This window comes from Acidiphilium sp. PM, from assembly GCF_000219295.1.
Classification (GTDB): Bacteria; Pseudomonadota; Alphaproteobacteria; order Acetobacterales; family Acetobacteraceae; genus Acidiphilium; species Acidiphilium multivorum.
Genome location: NZ_AFPR01000118.1, coordinates 1 through 7,067 on the forward strand (window position 1 = coordinate 1; position 7,067 = coordinate 7,067).

Here is a 7,067-nt window from a genome sequence, read left to right on the forward strand (position 1 = left end):
CGCCGCAGGTGATCTTGTATGGCAACGCCACGGACAAGGCGGCCGAGGCGGCGGTGATGCTGCGGGCCTCGGGGGTGATGGCGCGGGCGATGACGGGCGGGCTCGCGGCGTGGGGACAGGCGCTGGAGGCGGCGGCGGCGCGGCCGGACCAGGCGGCGATGGTGCGGGCGCTCAACCTCTGCCCCGAGATCGTGGCGACGCCGATCGCGCCGGCCCCGGCCGCACCCGAGGCGGCCCCCGCCGCGCCGCAGGCGGCACCGAAGGCGCCGGCCGGAACGGCGCCGGTCAATCTGAACGGCATGTGCGGCTGAGCGCGGAATTCGGGACGACGGGAGGCCGGGATGGACCAGTTCGGCGCCATGCGCCTCGGCGGCAACGCGGAGCGGGCGAGTGCGGACCAGGCGCTGACCGCGCAACTGTTCGACAAGGCGCGGCGGATGGTGATCGCCGGCGCGATCGACGGCAACCCGTCGGCAACACCGCTGCTCTGCGCGCGGGATGGGGAGGACCTCGTCTTCGCCGCCCATCGCGCCTCGCGCCTCACCGCCCTGCTGTCGATCAATCCGCGGGCGCAGGCGATCGTCGAGACTGACGATCCGTTATTTTCGCTCCTGCTGGAGGTCACGGGCTTCTGCGTCGAGCTGCGGGAGGCGGCGGCGCGGGGGCGGGTGTTGGCGGCGCTGCATGGCGGGGCCGGGCCGGATGACGCGGCGGCGCGAGAATTTGCCTGCTACCGGCTGCGGCCGACGCGGCTCGCGCTGGTGGACCGGATGGCGACGCCGCGCTTCGCCTGGCAGGCGCTGCCGCAGAACCGGCGCAGCGACGCGCGGCTGGCGCTGGACGATCTCGGCGGGTGGATGCGGCTGTGGATCCGCACCGTGCGGGCACCGTTCTTCACCGCCGCGATCGTGCCGGTGCTGCTGGGCGGGGCGGTGGCGCGGTTCGCGATAGCGCGCGCCGGGACCGGGGCGGACTGGCCGTGGGCGCTGTTCCTCTGGTGCATCGCGGGCGTTCTGCTGGCGGCGGCGGGGACGAACCTGATCAACGATTACGGCGACCACGAGACCGGGGCCGACGAGGGCAACGAGGTTGGCGGCAATCCGTTCACCGGGGGCAGCCGGGCGATCCAGCTCGGGATGGTGGCGGCGTGGAAGGTGCTGCTGGGCAGCGCGATCTGCTTCGGCGGCACGGTCGCGATCGGGCTGCACATCAACGCGGCACTCGCCGGCCACGCGCTGGCGCCGACGCCGCTGCTCGGCTTCGGCGTGATCGGCTGCGCACTCGGCATCATGTATACCATGGGACCGTTCCGGCTGAGCTATCGCGGGCTCGGCGAGGTCGCGGTGCCGCTCGGCTTCGGGCCGGTGATCGTGCTCGGCACCGCCTATGTGCTGGCCAGCGCGATGCACGTGCCGGTGCCCTGGCTGGTGGGGCTGCTGGCCGCCCTGCCGGTTTCGGTGTTCGTGCTGCTGATCCTGTGGATCAACCAGTTCCAGGACGCGCCGGCCGACGCGGCGGCGGGCAAGCGGACCTGGGTGGTGCGGCTGGCGGAGACGGCGGGCGGCGACATCGATTTCCGGCGGCCGTTCCGCGCCTATCTGGCGCTGGATGCCGCGGGGTTCGGGCTGATCGCGCTGCTCGGGCTGATCGGGCGGGCCGATCCGGCGCTGGCGACACGATATGCGTTCCTCGCGCTGCTGCCGCTGCCGCTCGCCCTCGTCGCGGCGCGCAAGGGGAGCTTGTGGGTGCGGCGCTGGCGGGCGGCGCCGGGCGAGCGGGCGCGGTTGCCGTTCGAGCTGCTCGGGGTGAACGCGATCACCATCGGCGTGCACCTGGCGACCGGGCTGCTGCTGGCGCTCGCCTATCTTCTCGCGGGGTGAGCGGCGCGGCCCCTCGCCTCCCGCTCGAACGCCGCGACCACCCGCCAGAGCAGCACCGGCACGAGGCGCGATGCCATCGCATCGAGCGGGCGGGAGTCGAATTCGACCGCGAGTTCGGCGCGGATCAGCGTTGCCGCCGGGCGCATCTCGCGCAGCGACCAGGACAGGGCGAAATCGCGGAAGGGGTGCGAGGCCGAACGGATGGCGATGCGGTGCGGCGGGTCGAGGGTGGCGGCGGAGACGAAGTCCATCCGCAGGCCCATGATGCTGACCGCCTGGCGCACCGTCATCCGGCGCGCGGTGCGCTCGAGGATGGTCGCGGAGAGCCAGAAGGGGACGAAGCGGGGATAGGATTCGATGTCGGCGATCAGGTCGTAGGCCGCGGCGACCGGGATCGCGAGGCGCCGCTCGATCCGGCAGGAGGCCATGACGCGCCGTCAGTCCGACGGGGCGACGAGCGGGGCGAGGTCGGCGTAGATGCGGTAGTCGGTGATGCCGAGATCGGAGACGCGCCAGATGGTGGCGGCCGGAAGGGAGACCACCGATCCGTCGCGGCGGCGGTAGAGCACGGTGAGCTGGGTGATGACGGAATCGCCGACATGCCAGACATCGATGATGTCGTGCCGCAATTCGCGGATGGCGGCGAAGAATGCCGTGACCGCGGCGCGGATGGCGGCGGGGCCGATGACGGGGGCGGCATTGCCGAAGACAAACATGCCGTTATTGGCGAAGAGCGACGCGAAGGCGGCGGCGTCCTGGCGGTCGATCGCGGCGAAGACCTTCGCCGCATCGGCGAGGTGGGACGGGGATCGGTCGGGCATCCTGTTGTCCATGGCGACGTCATTACGCCATTCCGCGTTGGCGGGGCTTGACCTAGATCAATGAAGGTTCGCTGTGCCGGCCGCAACATGACGTCATTATTGGGTCGAACAGAAAACACTTCGGCAGAACCAGCCCAGTGGCGCCGGGGCGAGGAGGACCTGTCATGCAGGACGAGTCGCGAACCTTCTACGAGCTGATGCGCGCGCAGGGAACCAGCCGCCGCTCGTTCCTGAAATTCTGCAGCCTGACCGCCGCGGCACTCGGGCTCGACCCCGTTTATGCGACGCGGATCGCGCATGCGATGGAGACGAAGCCGCGGATTCCGGTGCTCTGGATGCATGGGCTGGAATGCACGTGCTGTTCGGAATCGTTCATCCGCTCGGGCCATCCGCTGGCGCGGGATGTGATCCTGAAGATGATCTCGCTCGATTACGACGACACGCTGATGGCGGCGGCCGGGCACCAGGCGGAGTCGATCCTCGATGAAATTCCAAGGAAGTACAAGGGCCGTTACATTCTGGCGGTGGAGGGCAACCCGCCGCTGAACGAGGACGGCATGTACTGCATCGTCGGCGGCAAGCCCTTCGTCGAGAAGCTCAAGGCGGTGGCGGCGGATGCGATGGCGGTGATCGCCTGGGGGGCCTGCGCCTCGTGGGGATGCGTGCAGGCGGCGCGGCCGAACCCGACCGCGGCGACGCCGATCGACAAGGTGATCACCGGCAAGCCGATCATCAAGGTGCCGGGCTGCCCGCCGATCGCGGAGGTGATGACCGGCGTGATCACCTACATGGTGACGTTCGGGCGGCTGCCGGAGCTGGACGCGCGGGGCCGGCCGCTGATGTTCTATGGTCAGCGGATCCACGACAAATGTTATCGGCGGCCGCATTTCGACGCCGGCGAGTTCGTCGAGACCTGGGACGACGAGGGGGCGCGCGAGGGCTATTGCCTCTACAAGATGGGCTGCCGGGGGCCGACCACCTACAACGCCTGCTCGACGACGCGGTGGAATGGCGGGGTGTCGTTCCCGATCCAGTCCGGGCATGGCTGCATCGGCTGCGCCGAGGACAATTTCTGGGATAATGGCCCGTTCTACCAGCGGCTTTCGCATATCGGCGCGGGATTCGGCATCGAGGCGACGGCGGACGAGGTGGGCGCGGTGGTCGCGGGCGCCGCGGGGGCGGGCATTCTCGCGCATGCGGGGGCGAGTGTGGTCAAGCACATGCGGGGCAAGCCGCATCCCGACGATGCGGCACGACACAGCGGCGATGAAGGAGACAGGCCGTGACCAGCGTCAGCACGCCGAACGGCTTCACGCTCGATGCGGGCGGCAAGCGCATGGTGGTCGATCCGGTGACGCGGATCGAGGGGCACATGCGCTGCGAGGTGAATCTCGACGAGAACAACGTGATCCGCAACGCGGTCTCCTCGGGGACGATGTGGCGCGGGCTGGAGGTGATCCTGAAGGGGCGCGACCCGCGGGATGCCTGGGCGTTCTGCGAGCGGATCTGCGGCGTGTGCACCGGGGTGCATGCGCTCGCCTCGGTGCGGACGGTGGAGGACGCGCTGGGAATCCGGATTCCGGCCAACGCCAACACGATCCGCAACCTGATCACCGCCTCGCTCTGGGCGCAGGATCATCTCGTGCATTTCTACCACCTGCACGCGCTGGACTGGGTGGACGTGGTGAGCGCGCTGAAGGCCGACCCGAAGGCGACGAGCGCGCTGGCGCAGTCGATCTCGCCGTGGCCGAATTCCTCGCCGGGCTATTTCCGCGACGTGCAGACGCGGTTGCAGAAATTCGTGGACTCGGGCCAGCTCGGGCCGTTCATGAACGGCTACTGGGGCAACCCGGCCTACAAGCTGCCGCCCGAGGCGAACCTGATGGCGGTGTCGCACTATCTGGAGGCGCTCGATTTCCAGCGCGAGATCGTCAAGATCCATACCGTGTTCGGCGGCAAGAACCCGCATCCGAACTGGCTGGTCGGCGGTATGGCCTGCGCGATCAATCTCGACGGTCCGCTCGCCGCCGGCGCGCCGGTGAACATGGTGCAGCTCAATCTGGTGTCGTCGATCATCGACCAGACCATCGCGTTCATCGACCAGGTCTATATTCCGGACCTGAAGGCCATCGCCTCGTTCTACAAGACCTGGCAGTACGGGCGCGGGCTGGCGGGGCGCAACGTGATGTCGTACGGCGAGTTCCCGTTCGAGGCGAACGCGTGGACGGACCGGAACCTGATGATTCCGCGCGGCGCGATCGTCAACGGCAACCTCGCCGAAATTCACGAGGTGGATGCGCGCGACCCGGGGCAGATCCAGGAATTCGTCGATCATTCCTGGTACAAATACCCGAACGAGTCCGTGGGCCTGCATCCGTGGTCGGGGATCACCGATCCGGATTTCCGGCTCGGGGCCAAGACCGTCGGCACCAGGACGGATATCCGCCAGCTCGATGAATCGGAGAAATACTCCTTCATCAAGGCGCCGCGCTGGCGCGGCCATGCGATGGAGGTGGGGCCGCTTTCGCGCTTCACCATCGGCTACGCCAGGGGGATGGCGGAATTCAAGGAGCCGGTCGACCGGCTGCTGAAGGATCTCGGCCTGCCCTTCGAGGCGCTGTTCACCACACTGGGCCGCACCGCCGCGCGGGGGCTGGAAGCCTCGTGGGCGGCGCATGCGATGCGCCGGCTGCACGACCAGCTGATGGATAATCTCAAGGCCGGCGATCTCGCCACCGCGAGCACGGCGAAATGGGAGCCGGCGAGCTGGCCGGCGGAGGCGAAGGGCGTGGGGCTGGTGGAGGCGCCGCGCGGGGCGCTCGGGCACTGGATTCATATTCGTAATGGAAAAATCGAGGCCTATCAGGCGGTGGTGCCGACGACGTGGAACGGCTCGCCGCGCGACCCGGCCGGCAATATCGGCGCCTTCGAGGCGGCGCTGCTCAACACGCCGCTCGCCAATGCCGAGCAGCCGCTGGAGATCCTGCGCACGCTGCACAGTTTCGATCCGTGCCTCGCCTGCTCGACGCATGTGATGGCGCCGGATGGCGGCGAGCTGGTGCGCGTGCAGGTGCTCTGAGGGATCGTCGGAAACAGGATCGGGGATCGTGCCATGACGGCAGACACGCGGACGACGCCTACGGATCTCGCGCAGGGGGCGACGGCGAGGCGGGTGAGCGCGCCGGTCTATGTGTACGAGTTGCCGGTGCGGATCTGGCACTGGGTGATGGCGCTGTCGATCGTGATTTTGTCGATCACCGGATTCCTGATCGCCGATCCGCTGTGGCCGTTGCAGGTCGGCCAGCCGAGCCAGCATTTCCTGATGGGCGACATCCGCACGATCCATTTCATCACCGGCGACGTGTTCGCGGTGGCGATGCTGGTGCGGATCTACTGGGCGATCGTCGGCAACCGGTATGCGCGGGAGATTTTCGCGCCCGCGGTCTGGCGGCGGTCGTGGCGGCGCGAGTTCGTCAGGACGATCCGCTGGTACCTGTTCCTCGAACGCGAGACGAGCAAGGAGAACGGGCATAATCCGCTGGCGCAGCTTGCGATGTTCGCGATGTTCACGCTCGGCGTGCTGTTCCAGATCGTCACCGGCTTCGCGCTGTTCGGCGAGGGGACCGGCCATGGCACCTGGGCCTTTGCGCTGTTCACGAGCTGGGTGATGCCGCTCTTCGGCAACAGCCAGGCGGTGCACACGTGGCATCACCTGGCGATGTGGTACCTGATCCTGTTCGCGATGGTCCATGTCTACATGTCGGTGCGGGAGGACATCATGTCGCGGCAGACGATGATCAGCACGATGATCAATGGCTGGCGCTTCTTCAAGGACGACCGGGAATGAGCCGCGGGGCGACGGTGCTCGGGATCGGCAACGTGCTCTGGGCGGACGAGGGGTTCGGCGTGCGCGCGGTGGAGGCGCTGAATGCCGGCTGGACGTGCGGGCCGGAGGTGCGCCTCGTCGATGGCGGGACGCAGGGGCTGGCGCTGCTGCCGGTGGTGGGCGAGGCCGGGCTTCTGGTCATTCTCGACGCGGTGGATTTCGGGCTGGCGCCGGGGACGCTGATGGTGGCGGCCGACGACGAGGTGCCGCGCTACCTGACCGCGAAGAAGCTGAGCCTGCACCAGACGAGTTTCCAGGACGTGCTGGCGCTGGCGCAGATTTCGGGGCGGGCGCCGGCGCGGATGGTGCTGGTCGGCGTGCAGCCCTGCGATCTCGACACCTATGGCGGCGGGCTGTCGGCGCCGGTGGCGGCGCGGATCGGCGAGGCGGTGGACATCGTGCGGGCGCATCTGGCAGGGGCGGGGTTCGCGCTCGCGCCGCGCGCGGCCGGCGAGGAGGCGGAGCCGCTCGGCCCGGCCG

At 69.0% G+C, this 7,067-nt stretch carries 7 protein-coding genes and 1 pseudogene; 6 read left to right on the forward strand and 2 right to left on the reverse strand.

Features of this window, described 5'->3' with window-relative positions; translation table 11 throughout:
- Positions 1-311, forward strand: a pseudogene (locus tag APM_RS22205) (rhodanese-like domain-containing protein); the annotation flags it as partial.
- A gap of 30 nt (positions 312-341) precedes the next feature.
- A complete protein-coding gene (locus APM_RS06005) occupies positions 342-1,880 on the forward strand; it encodes a prenyltransferase (RefSeq protein ID WP_007422461.1) in 1,539 nt (512 codons plus the stop codon).
- Here the strand turns inward: APM_RS06005 and APM_RS06010 are convergent.
- Both APM_RS06010 and APM_RS06015 read right to left on the reverse strand, forming a co-directional pair.
- Positions 1,862-2,308, reverse strand: a complete 447-nt coding sequence (locus tag APM_RS06010; RefSeq protein WP_007422462.1) for a type II toxin-antitoxin system RatA family toxin — start codon at positions 2,306-2,308, stop codon at positions 1,862-1,864. The genes APM_RS06005 and APM_RS06010 overlap by 19 nt on opposite strands.
- 9 nt (positions 2,309-2,317) lie before the next feature.
- Positions 2,318-2,701, reverse strand: coding sequence for a nuclear transport factor 2 family protein (locus APM_RS06015; protein WP_231844465.1), 384 nt, complete (start codon positions 2,699-2,701; stop codon positions 2,318-2,320).
- Positions 2,702-2,865: 164 nt separating this feature from the next.
- Here APM_RS06015 and APM_RS06020 point away from each other — a divergent pair, with 164 nt between their 5' ends.
- The 4 genes from APM_RS06020 to APM_RS06035 form a co-directional block, all read left to right on the forward strand.
- Positions 2,866-3,987, forward strand: a complete 1,122-nt coding sequence (locus APM_RS06020) for a hydrogenase small subunit (protein ID WP_007422464.1) — start codon at positions 2,866-2,868, stop codon at positions 3,985-3,987.
- Positions 3,984-5,780, forward strand: coding sequence for a nickel-dependent hydrogenase large subunit (locus APM_RS06025; protein ID WP_007422465.1), 1,797 nt, complete (start codon positions 3,984-3,986; stop codon positions 5,778-5,780). The genes APM_RS06020 and APM_RS06025 overlap by 4 nt, the downstream gene beginning before the upstream one ends.
- Positions 5,781-5,813: 33 nt before the next feature.
- Complete coding sequence (cybH, locus tag APM_RS06030; protein ID WP_007422466.1) at positions 5,814-6,548, forward strand: Ni/Fe-hydrogenase, b-type cytochrome subunit; 735 nt, start codon at positions 5,814-5,816, stop codon at positions 6,546-6,548.
- On the forward strand, positions 6,545-7,067 hold a 523-nt coding region (locus APM_RS06035), incomplete at its 3' end, for a HyaD/HybD family hydrogenase maturation endopeptidase (RefSeq protein WP_007422467.1). The genes cybH and APM_RS06035, both read left to right, overlap by 4 nt.

Excerpts from the sequence above, each read along its gene's own strand:
- APM_RS06005 (WP_007422461.1), top strand. The coding sequence starts at position 342 with ATGGACCAGTTCGGCGCCATGCGCCTCGGCGGCAACGCGGAGCGGGCG.
- APM_RS06010 (WP_007422462.1), bottom strand. The coding sequence starts at position 2,308 with ATGGCCTCCTGCCGGATCGAGCGGCGCCTCGCGATCCCGGTCGCCGCG.
- APM_RS06015 (WP_231844465.1), bottom strand. The coding sequence starts at position 2,701 with ATGCCCGACCGATCCCCGTCCCACCTCGCCGATGCGGCGAAGGTCTTC.
- APM_RS06020 (WP_007422464.1), top strand. The coding sequence starts at position 2,866 with ATGCAGGACGAGTCGCGAACCTTCTACGAGCTGATGCGCGCGCAGGGA.
- cybH (WP_007422466.1), top strand. The coding sequence starts at position 5,814 with ATGACGGCAGACACGCGGACGACGCCTACGGATCTCGCGCAGGGGGCG.